This is a genomic window from uncultured Endozoicomonas sp., from assembly GCF_947495845.1.
In the GTDB taxonomy this organism is placed as follows: Bacteria; Pseudomonadota; Gammaproteobacteria; order Pseudomonadales; family Endozoicomonadaceae; genus Endozoicomonas.
Genome location: NZ_CANMAO010000004.1, coordinates 74,668 through 90,006 on the forward strand (window position 1 = coordinate 74,668; position 15,339 = coordinate 90,006).

15 protein-coding genes are annotated in these 15,339 nt (G+C 46.3%); 4 read left to right on the forward strand and 11 right to left on the reverse strand.

Annotated features, from left to right (window positions below):
* Nucleotides 1-57 precede the first annotated feature (57 nt).
* Entirely contained in the window at nucleotides 58-2,418 is a 2,361-nt protein-coding gene (locus tag Q1B11_RS04585; protein ID WP_299728310.1) for a hypothetical protein, read from the reverse strand.
* Between the two features lie 72 nt (nucleotides 2,419-2,490).
* Here Q1B11_RS04585 and Q1B11_RS04590 point away from each other — a divergent pair, with 72 nt between their 5' ends.
* From Q1B11_RS04590 to lnt, 4 genes are read left to right on the forward strand one after another with little or no spacing between them, the layout of a single operon-like run.
* On the forward strand, nucleotides 2,491-3,528 hold the full coding sequence (locus Q1B11_RS04590) for a PhoH family protein (RefSeq protein ID WP_299728313.1): 1,038 nt from the start codon (nucleotides 2,491-2,493) through the stop codon (nucleotides 3,526-3,528).
* Complete coding sequence (ybeY, locus tag Q1B11_RS04595) at nucleotides 3,525-3,998, forward strand: rRNA maturation RNase YbeY (protein ID WP_299728316.1); 474 nt, start codon at nucleotides 3,525-3,527, stop codon at nucleotides 3,996-3,998. Before Q1B11_RS04590 ends, ybeY begins: the two co-directional genes overlap by 4 nt.
* Nucleotides 3,999-4,046: 48 nt before the next feature.
* Nucleotides 4,047-4,889 (forward strand): transporter associated domain-containing protein, encoded by an 843-nt coding sequence (locus Q1B11_RS04600; protein ID WP_299728319.1) that lies wholly within the window; start codon nucleotides 4,047-4,049, stop codon nucleotides 4,887-4,889.
* Nucleotides 4,889-6,430, forward strand: a complete 1,542-nt coding sequence (gene lnt / locus Q1B11_RS04605) for an apolipoprotein N-acyltransferase (RefSeq protein ID WP_299728322.1) — start codon at nucleotides 4,889-4,891, stop codon at nucleotides 6,428-6,430. Before Q1B11_RS04600 ends, lnt begins: the two co-directional genes overlap by 1 nt.
* A 30-nt stretch (nucleotides 6,431-6,460) precedes the next feature.
* Here the strand turns inward: lnt and Q1B11_RS04610 are convergent, their stop codons facing one another.
* The 10 genes from Q1B11_RS04610 to Q1B11_RS04655 form a co-directional block, all read right to left on the reverse strand.
* Entirely contained in the window at nucleotides 6,461-7,426 is a 966-nt protein-coding gene (locus Q1B11_RS04610) for a hypothetical protein (protein WP_299728325.1), read from the reverse strand.
* A gap of 139 nt (nucleotides 7,427-7,565) precedes the next feature.
* Nucleotides 7,566-8,369, reverse strand: coding sequence for an undecaprenyl-diphosphate phosphatase (locus Q1B11_RS04615; protein ID WP_299728328.1), 804 nt, complete (start codon nucleotides 8,367-8,369; stop codon nucleotides 7,566-7,568).
* Nucleotides 8,370-8,385: 16 nt separating this feature from the next.
* Nucleotides 8,386-9,057 carry a tRNA (adenosine(37)-N6)-threonylcarbamoyltransferase complex dimerization subunit type 1 TsaB gene (gene tsaB / locus Q1B11_RS04620; RefSeq protein WP_299728331.1) on the reverse strand — a complete coding sequence of 224 codons (672 nt, stop codon included), beginning with the start codon at nucleotides 9,055-9,057 and terminating at the stop codon, nucleotides 8,386-8,388.
* Nucleotides 9,058-9,312: 255 nt separating this feature from the next.
* A complete protein-coding gene (gene adk, locus Q1B11_RS04625) occupies nucleotides 9,313-9,963 on the reverse strand; it encodes an adenylate kinase (RefSeq protein ID WP_299728334.1) in 651 nt (216 codons plus the stop codon).
* A gap of 161 nt (nucleotides 9,964-10,124) precedes the next feature.
* A complete protein-coding gene (locus Q1B11_RS04630; RefSeq protein WP_299728337.1) occupies nucleotides 10,125-11,252 on the reverse strand; it encodes a beta-ketoacyl-ACP synthase III in 1,128 nt (375 codons plus the stop codon).
* 124 nt (nucleotides 11,253-11,376) lie between these two features.
* Complete coding sequence (locus tag Q1B11_RS04635; protein ID WP_299728340.1) at nucleotides 11,377-11,568, reverse strand: hypothetical protein; 192 nt, start codon at nucleotides 11,566-11,568, stop codon at nucleotides 11,377-11,379.
* Nucleotides 11,569-12,269: 701 nt separating this feature from the next.
* Nucleotides 12,270-12,509: a tautomerase family protein gene (locus tag Q1B11_RS04640; RefSeq protein ID WP_299728343.1), complete on the reverse strand. Its 240-nt coding sequence runs from the start codon at nucleotides 12,507-12,509 to the stop codon at nucleotides 12,270-12,272.
* A 264-nt stretch (nucleotides 12,510-12,773) separates the two neighbouring features.
* The gene (locus Q1B11_RS04645; protein ID WP_299728346.1) at nucleotides 12,774-14,228 is read right to left on the reverse strand and encodes an oligopeptide:H+ symporter; all 1,455 of its coding nucleotides are present in this window, start codon (nucleotides 14,226-14,228) and stop codon (nucleotides 12,774-12,776) included.
* Between the two features lie 192 nt (nucleotides 14,229-14,420).
* Nucleotides 14,421-14,699: a hypothetical protein gene (locus tag Q1B11_RS04650; protein WP_299728348.1), complete on the reverse strand. Its 279-nt coding sequence runs from the start codon at nucleotides 14,697-14,699 to the stop codon at nucleotides 14,421-14,423.
* Between the two features lie 89 nt (nucleotides 14,700-14,788).
* Nucleotides 14,789-15,262 (reverse strand): hypothetical protein, encoded by a 474-nt coding sequence (locus Q1B11_RS04655; RefSeq protein WP_299728351.1) that lies wholly within the window; start codon nucleotides 15,260-15,262, stop codon nucleotides 14,789-14,791.
* Between the last annotated feature and the right edge of the window lie 77 nt (nucleotides 15,263-15,339).

The following is a 15,339-nucleotide window of genomic DNA, read 5'->3' on the forward strand; positions in this document are numbered from 1 at the left end:
GATATTCGACCAAATCGATAAAAACACCTGACTCAAGCCCTTTCTTCGTGCACTTACCTATTTGGACAAAATTCTATCAAAGACCACCAAATCATTAACCCCGGCAGCTTTACCTTCTCGATTTGGCTTAACGGTAAACCCGAAGCACCTTCTATTTGAACTCAACTTGAACTCCCAAATTTTCCAATTTTTGTGCATAAAGCATTTATAGCCAGTGGCACCGGTTTCATGGGAAGCATATCGTCCTGACTCATGAATTTCTCCTATTTTCTTAATATCCGCATCTGATATTTTACTTTTCCCATTAGCCAAGTTGTTTAGATCACAATAAGCATGGGCCAAAATATGCTTGTTTTTACTATAAATTGGCTTGATACATTGGTGTCCCCAGGGAATCTCTTCATTCCATGGGTAATCTGGAATACTGTTTTTGCTTAACAAAACCTGCTTGGCCTTGTCCAAAAATGAACCTGCTTCAGATGCCTTATTCCCATTCTCCTCTCGCTTTTTTGCTCTTCTTTCATTTTTTGACAACTTCGGATATCGATAATACCTTTTACTAAAGTCATTCTCATTGTGCTCATGCCAACCACTTGGGAAAGTCTGAAAGGAATGATTCTCCTCCGGCAAATCGAATTTTTTATGAGAGAGTCTTGATATTACTGCAGCTTTTTCACACTGTATCATCTGCTCTTTGAGATTGTGTAAAGCCAGCGCTCTCTGCTTTGCGATTTTTTGAATAATCTGCCCGGTGTTAATTTCAACTCTTCGCCTTCGGTAACTCTGATACTTCTTCGGCGTTGTGGCCGCAACGGCTAAAGTCACGCCCAAAGCCGCCAATGCTCCAATATATACAGTTGACGCAGTTTTAAGCGCTTTCATGCCAAATGAATTGCGATTCGCCTCCACCTCTTTCTGACGGGCTTCCACCTGATCTCTGATCACTCTAGCTCGATCTATTTTTTCCTGTTTCTTACAATGCTGCTCAGACTCTTTATTCTGAGCCGCCTCTCGGGCAAGGCAAGCACGCTGCAGGTCGCCAAAATGTTTTTCAAACTCATCCTCAAAAGCTTGCAGCTTCTTCCATTGTTGTTTCAACAGTTTTTTTGGTTCTTTGTGTTTAGATAAATCAACCACCCCGGTAGAGTCCTTGGGTAACACTATCTTTTTATCCCCTTCAATCGGAGCTCCAACGTCGTCTGATTGAATGTTATGATTTAAATCATTATCAAAATTTACGCCAAAGATCTTTCCTGCAACGCGAAGGCGTTCTTTCGCCGTTAGCAAATCCGGATACATCGTGCCTGCAATCGCCCTCAAGGACTCAATGAAACCAGCCTCAGAAGCCTCAAACTGCTTTGCAAACTCATCATAGTTTCCCGTAGTTTTTTGATATACCAATATCGACTTTAGAGCGCCCCACTGCGCTTCTGCTTCATCAATCAGCCCTTGGAAGCAGGGGGTTTGTGAACGCCAATAATTATAATGTGGCTGCATAGTCAGTTTGCCGGTGCCCTGGTCATATTCCAGGCGGCCAAATAGTTTACCACCTCCGTCATTGTCGCTATCAATGGACTTCTGCACCGAGCTTATCCAATGATACAACTGCTTTAGTGCCTTTTCCTTTTCGGAAAAAGACTTATAAGCCAGGGGAACAGAAACTGTTGAGGTTTGTCGTAAACCAAATGACACTTCCACTTCATCGGATTTCTTGAAAGCCCTTTTTACATTTTGTTCAGGGCCAATCTGCTCAAGCAATGTAGGAAGCGGACAGGCTCTATTCTTACCTTTAACTGACTGATGCCGGCTCATTTTCTCTGGTAAAGACCCTATGGCCTTTGCGTTACTCTGAACTCGCTCTGGCAATGCCATAGGATATGTCATGTTATTCAGGCCACAGATTCCACTATCAAAACGATTGCTCTGAGGGAAACTGTTTGAATATCGTTGTAAAGTCGTTTGTGAGGATGCACTGCTGGCTCCACCTTGAGAAAGGTTCGGCATTACGCTGAGAACACAAACAAACTTTTGCAATAACGTCATTTCTGAGAATGCCCGGAATCGACCAACGTCAGAATTTACTGCTTTGATAAACGATGGAGTCGGTTGACTAGCTGTCTTAGCCACACTTCGTCCATTTAGGCTTGTCTCAGATTTTCTGGCTTTTTTGGCCCGCTTTTTATTCGAGACTCTTGTACTTGCATTCGGACAATCATGACTGGACTCATTATAGGGTTTATAATCCAAACCCATCTCATAGCTGCCTCTATGTCCATTTACTCCCGGCACTGAAAACCTCCCTAATGTAGCAATAGAGCCAACAGTAATTGGCGAAATATCTACAGTTAATGATTGTTTTCCGGTAATAAAGTTCCATTTTTTATATTTATCTTTTCCTCTCAGGAAAATCTTTGTCACACTCCTTCTTATTTACCCGCCAAAAGCGACCCTGTAACATAGCCATATTGACGTAGAGGCCAGACACAGACTTTGAATACAGACACTCACCAGGAACCCTCCCAACATATCTGCCGTTTCTCTCTTGAACCCGACGAACCATTGCGTTTTGCCGAGCTCTGTGGGCAATTCAATCAGCACCTTAAGCAAATCGAAGAACGTCTGGGGGTTTCTATACGCCACCGGGGTAATAGTTTTGCCGTGCACGGTGAAAACGCCGAGGTTGCCGGAGAAATTCTCAAGCGCCTGTTCAGAGAAACCGGCAAAGATGAACCTTTGAGCCCTAACACCGTTCACCTGTTTTTGCAGGAATCCGCTGTTGAATGGATTCACGAAGAACCCGAAGACAAACTGATTTCCCTGCGTACCCGCAAAGGTTTGATCACCCCTCGTGGTCCCAACCAGCAGAACTACGTTAAATCCATTCTGCAGCACGATATCAATTTTGGTATTGGTCCTGCCGGTACGGGTAAAACCTATCTGGCCGTTGCCGCGGCAGTACAGGCGTTAGAAGAAGAACAGATTCGCCGTATTCTGTTGGTTCGCCCAGCGGTGGAAGCCGGCGAAAAACTGGGTTTCCTACCGGGTGATCTGTCCCAGAAAATCGACCCTTACCTGCGACCTCTTTACGATGCATTGTATGAAATGCTTGGCTTTGAACGGGTTGACCGGCTTATTGAAAAGAACGTGATTGAAGTTGCGCCATTGGCCTATATGCGCGGGCGCACTCTGAACAACTCGTTTATTATTCTGGATGAATCCCAGAACACCACGCAGGAACAAATGAAAATGTTTCTGACCCGAATAGGTTTTGGCTCCACCGCGGTGATTACCGGTGACATTACCCAGATCGACCTGCCTAAATCGACCCAGTCCGGCCTGAAAAGTGCCATTGAGGTTCTGAAAGGCGTCGAGGGTATTGGCTTTACCTGGTTCTCGGCAAAAGACGTCGTCCGTCACCCAATCGTACAACGCATTGTGCAAGCCTATGATCGTTACGATCAGAAAGTTCATGCAGAAAAAAACAAAACGCCGTTCCGTAAACCCGTTAATAAAGGCACTGAAGAATGACAACAGTGCACGTCGATATCATGATCAACAGTGCTTCCCAGCGCTTGCCGGATCAAAATCATCTGGAAAAATGGGCAGCAGCCGCAGTCACAGGCTGCCCAAAAAGCAGCCAGCGTGAAGAAGCTGAAATCAGCCTTTTAATTGTTGATGCTGAAGAAGGCGCAGAGCTGAATCGTCAGTGGCGAGGCAAAGAAGGGCCGACCAATGTATTGTCTTTTCCTTCTGACCTACCGCCAGAGCTTGAGCTGCCACTGTTAGGCGATCTTATTGTTTGTGCTCCGGTGGTCGAAAAAGAAGCCATGGAGCAGAAAAAAAGTCTCGATGCCCACTGGGCGCACATGATGGTTCATGGCACACTTCACCTGCTTGGCTATGATCATATAGTGGATCAGGAAGCAGAAGCGATGGAATCTCTCGAGACAGACATTCTGCGACAGCTTGGCTATCCTGATCCGTATCAGGATCATTAACTCAATCACTGCCAGACGACAATGGCACTTTTATGAAGAACGAGGGCAATGAGCGACGACCATTCGACGGATGACCATTCGTCAACCTCCTGGGTTGAAAAAATCACCGGGATGTTCAACCACGATCCCAAAGACCGCAGTGCACTGCTCACTATTTTGCGCGATGCCGGAACCCGGGGCATGCTGGATGATGAAGCACTGAGCATCATCGAAGGCGCCGTTCAGGTAGCAGACATGCAGGTTCGGGAAATCATGATTCCCCGTTCCCAGATGGTCTGCGTTGATGAGGATCAGAACCCTGCCGAATTTCTGCCACAGGTGATTGAGTCAGCTCACTCTCGTTTTCCCGTGATTGGCGACACCAAAGACGAAGTCATTGGCATTCTACTCGCCAAAGATCTGCTGCCGCTGATTCTTAACACTACCAGCAAGTTCAACATCAAGAACCACTTACGTCCGGCGACGTTTATTCCGGAAAGCAAGCGACTCAATGTTTTGCTGCGGGAATTCAGAACCAACCGCAACCATATGGCCATTGTCATTGATGAATTCGGTGGTGTGGCCGGTCTGGTGACCATTGAAGACGTTCTGGAGCAGATCGTCGGTGACATTGAAGATGAAACGGATGTGGATGAAGATTCTTACATCAAACCGGCGGATGATCTTGAACACTCCTTCATTGTAAAAGCCCTGACGCCCATTGAAGACTTCAATGAGCAGTTCATCACCAAGTTTCCGGATGACGAGTTTGACACTATCGGTGGCATCGTTATGCAAGAGTTTGGCCATATGCCAACCCGCAGTGAATCGGTAGAAATCTCCGGTTTCCGCTTTGATGTTTTAAACGCTGATGGTCGTCGTATTCGACTGCTGAGAGTCACGCCCTGCTAATGCCTCGCACCTTCTCTTCAATAAATGCTGTTCGTTACCTGCTGTCTCTGGCAGCAGGTGCTCTTATTCCCCTTGGCTTCAGCCCGTTTGATTACTGGCCGATTTCCATGCTGGCTGTGGGCGCTATTTTTCTACTCAGTAGAAACCTTCCCGTAAAAGTCACTGCACTGTGCGGTTTTGTTTTTGGGCTTGGCATGTTTGGCGCGGGAACATCCTGGGTATACGTCAGTATTCATGAATTTGGTGCTGCATCGCCTCTGCTGGCAGGGCTTTTAACCTCACTGTTTGTCGCCGGTGTTTCGGCGGCAATGATTCTACCGCTGTTCTGGATTTATGGTTGGTTAAACCAACGAAAAACCAATGCCGGCAATAAATTGCAACCCTGGCAGCAAGCACTTCTTTTTGCCGGACTGTGGGTACTGTTTGAATGGGTTCGCAGCTGGTTGTTTACCGGGTTCCCATGGCTATTGCTTGGCTACACCTTAATTGATACACCCTTTTCCGGGTTAGCACCTGTAACCGGAACTTACGGCCTCAGCCTGTTAATCACCGCTACGATTTGCCTGCTTGTTACGTTGCTGATTCCTAGCTCGCAGAAGAAACAGAACCTTTTGGCACTATTGCCATTTATGGCGTGTTGGGCTTTGGCCTGGTCACTATCATCTGTTCAGTGGACAGAGAAAACCGGCACTTTGTCGTTTAGTGCTGTGCAGGGAAATATTCCCCAGAGTTTAAAGTGGGATCCGCGTTATGTGCAATCCACTCTGAACACCTATATGGATTTGAGTGAGGACCACTGGGATCAGGATTTGGTGATTTGGCCCGAAAATGCCATTCCGCTTTTCTACAACCGTGCCAAAGGGTTAATGAACCAGCTGGACAGGCACGCCAAACAGAACAACAGCGCTCTGATTCTCGGCATGCCCGTAGATGACAACTCCGGTGATAGAACCCGCTATTACAACGGTATTCTGTCTATGGGCGCAGGTGAAGGTATGTACTTCAAACAACAGTTGGTGCCCTTTGGTGAATATGTACCGATGGAGTTTGCACTTCGCGGCTTGATTGATTTCTTCAATCTGCCCATGTCTGATTTCTCTAAGGGAAGCCCTGAACAGGAATTACTAAAAGCCGGAAACGCACAGATCGCACCTTACATTTGTTATGAAGTGGTTTATCCAGACTTTGCCGCCCAATTAGCAAACGACAGTGATCTTTTGATCACCATCAGCAATGACACTTGGTTTGGTCAATCCATTGGCCCGGTTCAGCATTTTCAGATTGCTCGCATGCGGGCGTTGGAAACCGGGCGATATATGATTCGTGCGACCAATGATGGTATTACGGCACTGATTAACGAGAAAGGTAAAGTGCTTGAAACCATTCCTCGATTTACCCAAGGCGTTCTGAGCTCAGAAGCTGAAACCCGATCAGGCAACACCTTGTTTATGGTCACAGGCTCATTACCAACATTACTTCTATGCTTATGCATGATCGGGTTAGCTCTGTTTATTAGAAGTATGCACCGTCAGGTAATATGACAAACGCATCACGATATCAAGAATGTGACCTCAAGGATGAATATTTGAACCCTGTACACGTGCTGACAGTTGCTTCTTGTTGTCCTTGTAGGTCTTATAAGCCTCATCAAGTGTTGAAAAAACTTCTTTCTTTTTGGCATCCTTTACATCAGTAGCTAAATCCATTTGATCAATACAATCACTGACCGCTGTTTGCACTTTTTCATACTCAGCATCAGTTTCCAGCGCTAAGCAATCCAAGGGTGTCATATCGTCATGATTAATCGCAGCCAGACTTTTACTTGCACCCTCTACCAACAATTTCGCAAATACTTGAAGCTTGTCATCTTTACCACTCCTTGCCACCTGATGAAGAGGTGTTTGTGCTTGGTCGGTCTGATGATTAAGAAGTACCTCATACCCTTCCCGACCACGGAACGTTTCACACAAATAGTTCAGAATATCGATTTGTTGGCTTGCCGCTAAGTTGAAGTAATTATTTCCAGTATTATTTACCCCACAGCCGATCATTCCTGTTGCATTCTCCTCAAAACCAAGCAGTGTTTTCAAAACACCCAATGAACCAGTAAAAATGGCTCCGTGCGCTGGCAAATCATTATTAGCCAACGGCATTTTTTTGCTTCCAACTTCAAAATGCAGCTCACTCTCATCAAGTTTATCAGTGCAATGACTGATAAACTTTTCAGGCTCTAGAATTGAGTACAACTTATTGATTAAATCAATCCGGGCATCCTCACTGACACCACAGGATATTGCTGCGAAAAACAGCGGTGTAAATCCATTTGGCGCTTTAAAATCCTTAAGCTCTTGATCAGTCCTCTCAGGATTCGCCAAATACTCCACAATATTCTTAGCTGCAGCTAATTTTTCAGCTAAAGGTCCGGATTCACTAAATTGTTTCAGATCCTCACTGCAGGCATGCATTTGATCCTCTGCCAGTGAGTCTAATCTGGATGTCGATGGTGGCGTCATTGGGGGAGTAATTGGGGGAGCCATATAAGAAAAGCCTCAGGTCAATATTAATGCACTACAAACAACCTGAGACTCTTTTAAAAATGGTTTAGTTCCTCAAAAAACGAAGATCGAATCTATAAGTTGGACAATCCAACAGTCAGTAAAGCTATCGATGTCAGATTCAAAGAAAAACAAAACCTAATAAAACCACCCCAAGTATCATTCGATAAACGACAAATGGCATCAAACCAATACGGTTAATAAATGATAAAAAACAAAAAACACAAACCCAGGCACTAATGGCTGAAACCACTGTTCCCATAGCGAGCGTATTCCAATCCACCGGCACCGTGCTTTTTACCAGATCCAATAAAAGCAAACTGCCTGCACCTACAATGACTGGAATGGATAACAGAAAAGAAAAACGGGCAGCAGCGTCACGAGTAAAGCCCATCATCAATGCCGCAGTCATGGTAATACCAGAACGCGAGGTACCGGGAATCAGCGCCAGCGCCTGGGCAAAACCAATAAACATGGCTTGTTTAAATGACATTTTATCCAGCGGTTGAACATGAGTACCCTTCACATCCGCCCAACCCAGCAGTGCACCAAAGATCAGTGTAGTACCGGCGATGACAGCTACCGTCCGCATGGCATCGTCCAGCCCCATGCTTTTGAGTGCAAGACCAAAAACTACTGCAGGTAATGTGGCAAAAATCAGGTACCAACCCAAACGGCTGTTAAAGGTTGAGCCTTTGCCCACCAGTGATCCCAGCCAGTCCTTGGCGATGGCAAACAGGTCTTTCCAAAAATAAACAACGACTGCCGTTAGCGTACCCATATGAACGGCGACATCAAACGCCAGCCCCTGATCTGTCCAGCCAAAGAGTTGTGCCGGTAGAATCAGATGGCCAGAGCTTGAAATTGGCAAAAACTCGGTAATGCCCTGAATCAGGGCAAGAATGATCGTCTGAAATGCATCCATTATGTTGTCCTCTGCCTTAACGTTCCGACTTTTTCAGAGCCACTTTATCCCGAAGGTACACAGGCATGGCCTGCTCGGCGGGAAGTAATTTACCCATAGTAAAGTCGGCGATAGCCAGCAGGGCTATATCGTAGGCTCTTGGCCAGGTTTCCGTCAGGCAATCAAACACCGTTACCGGCATTTGCTCCCGAAAAGCCCAGCCGGTGCCAATGCCATACCATTGGGTATCAATTACCGGCGCAGAAACCAGCTCAGGAGCAATCACCTGCTCATCAAGCATAGGCATCATCAGGCCATTCTCTGCCTTATATGCGCCCCAGTAGACTTCGTTCATGCGGGCATCAATGGCGCTAAGTACGTGGGATGTTTTTTGTTCACGGTACGCCTGCTGTGCCAGAGCGGCCAGCGTGGACACCGGGATTACCGGCAAGTCGACGGCATAAGCCAGCCCTTGAGTCATGGCGGTAGCCACACGTAAACCAGTAAATGCACCAGGGCCGCGGCCAAAGGCAATGGCATCAAGCTGTTTCAGTGTAACCCCGGCTTTGGCCAGCAGTGACTCAACCATCGGCAACAGGTCACGACTGTGGCGACGGGGGGATAGCTCGAAGTGTTCAATCACTTCACCATCCAGATTCAGGGCAACAGAACAAGCTTCTGTGGCGGTATCCAGTGCAAGGATTTTCATGATGGTTTTTAAGTCTATCTGTTTAAAACAATCAAAAAAGCCGGCAGTGTATAAGCACCCAACCATATGAAATCATATTTTCTGACTTAGTGGTCAGCCACTCTGCGGCGTTACATCTACAATCACATAGCTACGGCTATGCTCACTCCGATGTGCCTTGCACAGTAACTAACCACTAAGCCAGAAATATGCGATTTCATATGATCGGGTACTTAACACTCCGGCTTTTCTTATTTAATCAAGAACCACTGGTTCTCAGGCAATTACCGGCTTCAGGGCATTCAGCACCTGCTGCTTGATATCAGTAACAGAACCTACACCTTCAATACGGCTGTAGCGGGTTTCACCGCCCATTTCCTGATAGAAAGCCACCAATGGTGCCGTCTGATCATGGTAAACACCCAGGCGCTTGCGAACGGTTGCTTCTTCATCATCCGCACGTTGAACCAGCGCTTCGCCGGTGACGTCGTCCTTACCTTCTTCTTTAGGTGGATTGAATACCACGTGGTAAGTACGGCCGCTTTCAGGATGCACGCGACGACCACTCATCCGCTTGACAATTTCTTCATCGGCAACAGCGATTTCAACCACGTGATCAATGGCAACACCCGCATCACGCAGGGCTTCAGCCTGAGGAATCGTGCGAGGGAAACCATCGAACAGAAAGCCATGTGCACAATCATTTTCAGTGATACGTTCTTTCACCAGCGCAATGATGATGTCGTCAGAAACCAAAGCTCCAGAGTCCATCACTGCCTTCACCTTTTTACCTAGCTCAGTACCATTCTTGATAGCAGAACGGAGCATATCGCCAGTAGATATCTGGGGAATCCCATACTGTTCCATGATAAATTGAGCCTGAGTCCCTTTACCGGCGCCCGGCGCACCCAGCAGAATTACGCGCATGAAAATCTCCTGTTGCCAGCCATCGAAGCCAATGCTTATGCCTGTTTTATGCTATAGGCATTTAGACAGCGTCTGGCCTGGATAATTCGCAAACTTCTAAAAAGCCGACAAGGATATACAGCCTGACGCCCGGTGACAAGCTTGGACTGTCTTACCTAAGACTACCCTTGCTGCCTTTCAACCACCACGCTTCCGATGGAGTAACCTGCACCAAAGGAGCAAATCACGCCTTTATCACCGGCATTTAGGTCCAGTGAATGCTTATGGAAAGCGATGATGGAGCCTGCAGAACTGGTATTAGCGTACTCATTTAGAATAACCGGTGCATCCTGTGCCGTAGGCTCACGCCCCAGTAGCTTGCGGGCGACCAGCTGGTTCATGTTCAGATTGGCCTGGTGAAGCCATAACCGGCTCATATCACTGGCAGTCAATTCCAAAGACTCAAGATGACCTGCGATGTGCTTCGCCACTTGCGGGCAGACTTCTTTAAACACCCTTCTACCGTTTTGGATAAACAGTTTGTCCAGCTTACCAACACCCTCTTCATCACCACGATTCAGGAAACCGAAGTTGTTGCGGATATTGTTGGAGAATTGAGTCCAAAGATGACAACCAACCACTTTGTAGCCGTCTTTACGACGAACCAGATCTTCACGCTCCAACAATACGGCTGTGCAAGCATCGCCGAAGATGAAGTGACTGTCCCGATCACGGAAATTCAGGTGACCAGAACAGATCTCCGGGTTCACCATCAACACCCGTTTTGCGGAACCGCTTTGAATGGCATCGGCTGCCGCTTTAATACCAAAGGTCGCCGATGAACAAGCCACATTCATATCGTAGCCATAACCATCGCAGCCCAGATAATGCTGAATCTCTACCGCAATGGCGGGATAAGCACGCTGAAGATTGGAGCAGGCAACGATAACCATATCGACTTCAGTGGCATCCACCTGCGCTTGCGCCAAGGCACCCCGAGCGGCATGAATGGCCATTTCACATTGAATGGACATCTGATCATTTGATCGATCAGGAATCCGGGGGATCATTCGCTGAGGATCAAGAACCCCATCCCGGTTGACAACATAGCGGCTGACAATGCCGGAAGCCTTTTCTATAAATTCACTGCTACTCTTTGCCAACGGCTCAACTTCACCAGCAGCAATGGCTTCACGGTTCAGATCGTTTTCCTGATCCACCCAGTTGTTGAATGCTTCAACCAACTCATCATTGCTGATTGACTCTGACGGGGTATAGAGCCCGGTACCACTAATCACTACGTCTGGCACAATAATTCCTTCCCATGCTTTATAGCTTTTATATTCCAGCATCTTATAGCAGGGCAAAAAGCAAGGGAACTTAATGCTGTCAAATAGTGTTCATATTTTTGCAACAATTTATTGCCCACTGTTACTACTTATTATTACCACTCAATGCTACCAAAGGCTCAGGCATATCCACCATCCAGTAGGCATAAAGTTCTTCCAGAAAGCCTTCTTTAGCCAGTGTCTCCATGCGGGCATCGAAAATCGCCACCAATGGTTTGTTGGCAGGGCTGTCATTGAACGACATGTAGTAATAGTCGCCGGTTTCAAACTCAGTCACTTCAAACCATACTTAAAGTGATCATTCACATCCCCACGAACTTTTATCGCCATGAAATCCATTATTTCAGCAACATGTCTGGGGTAAGTAGTTGGCCATTTGGAATCGAATATTTCTGGCTTGTTGACCAGGTTCTCTGCAAGGCGCAACGGCGGGAGCATAGCGAGCTATGTGACCAGAGTTGCAACGCAGTCAGAGGGCCTGATCAATGAGTCAGAAAATATGATTTCAGGTGGTTAACTACTTATGTTTGATTTTCTTTCACAAAACAAGTCAGCACCTGCAAAGTACATTCTTTAGGGAATTCCAACGCCCTTAAATCCAATAACATAGTGATAACTGATGTTACGCACTTTTAACGAAGGAATAAGGGCTGCAGAGCAATCGTCTCGTATGGAAACCTTTATGATTCGTAGGGGGTGCTTAACTCCGGCTGATAATACTTTTAAGCAGTTGGCCAAATGGAATCAAATATTTCTGGCTTGTTGATCAGGTTCTCTGCAAGGTGTAACGGCGGGAGCATAGCGAGCTATGTGACCAGAGTTGCAACGCAGTCAGAAGGTCTGATCAATGAGTCCGAAAATAGGTTTTCATATGATTGGGTACTTATGATCGGGCACTTAGAGTATCCATTCCACTGAATTGCTTGGTGACATAGATACTCAAAAATGAGAAAAATTCAGACACACGCTGACATTAAATTACCGTCCCCGACGCTTCCTTGAAGCATCTAACTCAATGCTCTCACCTCCCTGATTCCAATTCCCCGGCTCCTGCTCCTCAATCACTACCCAGACAGCATCCTGAAAACCGTCTTTGCCCACATCGGCTACCTTGACCAACAGTTCTGAAATACCATCCATCACTTCCTGCTTTTGAATCTCGTTAAACACGCCCTTAACCGTTTTTACAGAAACAAATGGCATATCAATAGACCTCATAGTATTAAGCCTCATACAGGGTAGTCTACTTAAAAAGGATCTGTGCTTTTCATTCCTTTAAGTACCCGATCATATGAAATCGAATATTTCTGGCTTAGTGGTTAGTTACTATGCAAGGCACATCGGAGTGAGCATAGCCGTAGCTATGTGATCGCAGATGTAACGCCGCACGACTGCATGGATGCAGGAGATAGCACCCAAGGGCATAAAAGCAACGCAGACAGAGGACCTGATAAATGAGTCAGAAAATATGATTTCAGGTGGTTAACTACTTACAATCATGCGGTGCAGTTTACGGGCAAACAGCATCATCAGAATGGCAACGCCAAGGGATATAACGCCCATGCGAGTGAAAAAATCACTGTAAATGGGCAAGGTATCAAGGGCGGTTAACACCTCATCGTCGTCCAATACCGTCATCCCCGCGACATGACCAGCAATGACCGAAGCTGCAGAACTGGTGAGAAACCAGATACCCATAATAAAGCCGTGAAGGCGTGAGGGTACAAGCTGGGCAATCATTGCCAACCCGAGACCACTGATCAATAACTCACCCATCGCTTGAAACAGATAACTCAGAACCAGCCAGGATGATGAAACAACACCCAGGTCATCCGCAAACTTTGCCGCAATGGGTAAAATGAGGAAGCTGAGCGAAGTACATAACATTCCAAGCGCAAATTTACCCGGCATACTCAAGCCGTGGCCATCCTGCTCAGTGCGATTATAAAGCCAGGCGAATATGGGGCTGACAACCATAATCCAGAATGGGTTTAAGGATTGAAAAGTGACTGGATTGATCGTAATGCCCAGCAACACTGGCTGCACATTTTGGATAGCAAAGAAATTCAGAGTGGTTGGCATCTGCATATACATGACATAAAACACCACGGCCTCCAGCATAAGCACCAGAACAACAATCATCTTTCGTCGATCATGCTCTTTTGCCACCAGAATTTCTTTTATGAATTTTATCAATGCGCCAGTGCCCACAACAGCGAGCAGGATATTTGCCATCATTAAATAATTCAGCACGAGAGCACTGCACGCACAGGCAATGATAATTGCAGCGTATAGCAATACATGTATTTTTAACGACACTGGGCTGAAATCGGGTTTAGACCCGTAATCAGACACACAGTGACGCATAAGGAAATAATTGCTGACAGCAATAAATAGTCCAATAGCACTGGCCAGAAAGCCCATACCCCAACCAAAATAGTCTGCTATGTAGGGAACCATGGTCATTGAAATAAAGGAACCAATGTTAATGGACATGTAATAAAGGGTAAAAGCGCCATCCAGACGACTGTCGCCTTCTGCATAACATTTAGCCAGTAAACTTGCAGGGTTGGCCTTGAATAACCCATTACCAACAGCAATAACACCAAGCGCCAGATAGACAATGGATTGATCATTCTTAGAGAACGCCATCATCAAGTAGCCAGCCATCATCACCAGCGCGCCAAGAACCATCGTTCTCTTGGCGCCAAACAGGTTGTCACCAATAAACCCGCCAACCGAGACAAAACCGAAAACCAGGGCGCTGAATGCACCAAACGTGATAAAGGCGTCGTCTTCATCAAGCCCAAGACTCTGTACCAGATACAGCGATAACAGCGCCTGCAGGCCGTAGTAGCCAAAGCGCTCCCACAGCTCGATAAAAAAGATTAAATAGAAAGGTTTGGGTTGTTTCAGGATATTAAACGACTGCGACATATTGGCTCCGGATAATGCTCGGGAAGCACTTTCGCTAATAAAAAGTTGGGCTAAGAGAGAGGAAGTGGCGTGTTGCTCAATAGAACGGATGATATGCAGTATAGTTCGATTGTCTAAACCGCATCTGACTAACAAGTAAAATGAACCGGTAACCAGTGAACAGCGGTTCATTCAGCCGTTTTTTTCACAATGTTATTTCTTTCCTATTGGCTCCCAATAAAGCGTGCCCAACAGAAAATCAAATACCGGCAACGTAATATTAAAGTTTGCCTCAGTCATTTTGTGGCGCTTGTGATGGAGAATATGAGTTTGACGCAGCTGCCGCCATCCAGGCACCAACAGAAAGCACTTCTCAGCTCGATCGCCACTGGGAATGTGGTAACTGAAGTGCATAACCTCATAGAACAGGTAGCCAGAAATAGCCGCTGCAGCGTACAAAAACGCAACGTTATCGTTGAGCAACCATGACAACAAAAATACCAATTCTGTTTTTAAATTATGGGCTGCGCAGCTATTTTGACCGACTGGATCTGCGTTGAAGTTCCTCGCCATAGCTACGGCTATGACTCATCTCTTCGCCTTTCCCAGTCGCCCAAAATAAATTGCTCGCTCCATAATTTAAAAACGCCATTGGTATAACCGCCAGGCAGGATCAAGCCAATAATAAATGCAAAAATCAGATAGACCGGAAACAATACAACCCGCCAGTCACGGACGCTTTGATAGTCCATGGCATCTTCCAGAAAGAAGGAGTGATGATCACCGGTATGGCGTTGATAAAACAACTTACCAATATTCGTTTTTTGATGACCAAGCCAGCGGTGAGCACAATACTCGGCGAAGTTAACAGCCAACATCGTGACAGGAAAAACGAACCACTCCAAAGTGGAAACAGACTGCAATTGAAAAAGGGAGAATATAATCACCAATAGACCAACGGCGACAACCGAAAACATATGCAGCCAGCCATTGTATCCGGGGGTGATTGCCAAACGGTAATTGGAACGAAATGCTTCCATTGCGGAATGGTTCATAAGATACCCTGACTTGTGTTCTTTTTATTGTCAGGCCATCTTATCTCGAAACGGTCGTGTATTTGAACCCAGTGGCC

Bases quoted from the DNA above. Each gene is read 5' to 3' on its own strand.
- ybeY (WP_299728316.1), top strand. From the start codon at position 3,525: ATGACAACAGTGCACGTCGATATCATGATCAACAGTGCTTCCCAGCGC.
- Q1B11_RS04600 (WP_299728319.1), top strand. From the start codon at position 4,047: ATGAGCGACGACCATTCGACGGATGACCATTCGTCAACCTCCTGGGTT.
- lnt (WP_299728322.1), top strand. From the start codon at position 4,889: ATGCCTCGCACCTTCTCTTCAATAAATGCTGTTCGTTACCTGCTGTCT.
- Q1B11_RS04610 (WP_299728325.1), bottom strand. From the start codon at position 7,426: ATGGCTCCCCCAATTACTCCCCCAATGACGCCACCATCGACATCCAGA.
- Q1B11_RS04615 (WP_299728328.1), bottom strand. From the start codon at position 8,369: ATGGATGCATTTCAGACGATCATTCTTGCCCTGATTCAGGGCATTACC.
- tsaB (WP_299728331.1), bottom strand. From the start codon at position 9,057: ATGAAAATCCTTGCACTGGATACCGCCACAGAAGCTTGTTCTGTTGCC.
- adk (WP_299728334.1), bottom strand. From the start codon at position 9,963: ATGCGCGTAATTCTGCTGGGTGCGCCGGGCGCCGGTAAAGGGACTCAG.
- Q1B11_RS04640 (WP_299728343.1), bottom strand. From the start codon at position 12,509: ATGAGGTCTATTGATATGCCATTTGTTTCTGTAAAAACGGTTAAGGGC.
- Q1B11_RS04645 (WP_299728346.1), bottom strand. From the start codon at position 14,228: ATGTCGCAGTCGTTTAATATCCTGAAACAACCCAAACCTTTCTATTTA.
- Q1B11_RS04655 (WP_299728351.1), bottom strand. From the start codon at position 15,262: ATGAACCATTCCGCAATGGAAGCATTTCGTTCCAATTACCGTTTGGCA.